The organism is Limnospira sp. PMC 289.06, from assembly GCF_032350395.1.
Taxonomy (GTDB): Bacteria; Cyanobacteriota; Cyanobacteriia; order Cyanobacteriales; family Microcoleaceae; genus Limnospira; species Limnospira platensis.
Map to the genome: position 1 here is coordinate 1 of NZ_JARPLC010000381.1, position 846 is coordinate 846.

The 846-nt window shown below is 43.0% G+C and carries 1 protein-coding gene; it reads right to left on the reverse strand.

Annotation, left to right across the window (positions count from 1 at the left end; translation table 11 throughout):
- Nucleotides 1–112: 112 nt before the first annotated feature.
- On the reverse strand, nt 113–655 hold the full coding sequence (locus tag P5674_RS25335) for an REP-associated tyrosine transposase (protein ID WP_006615819.1): 543 nt from the start codon (nt 653–655) through the stop codon (nt 113–115).
- Nucleotides 656–846 lie beyond the last annotated feature (191 nt).

An 846-nucleotide genomic window follows, 5' to 3' on the forward strand; every position in this document is an offset into this window, starting at 1 on the left:
GAACCCGTAGGTTGGGTGAAGCGTCAGCGGAACCCAACAAGGAACTGTTGGGTTGGGTGAAGCCCCAGCGGAACCCAACAAGGAACCCGTACTAAATAAAATTCATTCCCGGTTATTCCCGTCCGACATTCTCATCAAATACAATGTCGGTTTCTGCACCCCAATTAATATCGTAAATACCCTGACGAACATACTTTAAAAAACTCGAATATTGCCAATCCTTTGGGGCTTTTACCAAACCATGCTTAACGGGGTTATAATGAATGTATTCAACATGATTAATAAAATCGGTTTCATCCACAATGCAATGTTCCCAAAAACGACGTTGCCAAATGGCTTTCTCTTTTTTCTGTTGTTGGGATGCCGAAATTTGACCGTGATATTGGCGATCGCATTTTCTGCTAAAATAGTTTTTCAGCAAACGCCACCGATTAGAAAAATCGCGATCGCCTTCTGGTAAAGTCCATAAGCAGTGTATATGGTTCGGTAATATAACGCAGGCATTTATATCGAAAGGATATTCCGCCATCACTTCTCGGAAAGCCTGTCTTAACAATAAGATATTTTCCGGAAAGCACAAAAACTTTCGCCTCTTGTCTGTTACGACCGTAAAAAAGTATGTGCCACCTTCTATTTTAGCTCTTCGATATTCCATAATTTCAGTTGGTGTCTGAATAGCTTAACCGACCCGTTGGGTTCTACTCTCGTTCAACCTAAATACAAACCCCTATTTTGGGGTTGCGTTTCACTCCACCCAACCTACAACTGCCTTTGTTGGGTTTCGCTGCCCTACACCCAACCTACAACTGCCTTTGTTGGGTTTCGCTGCCCTACACCCAACCTACA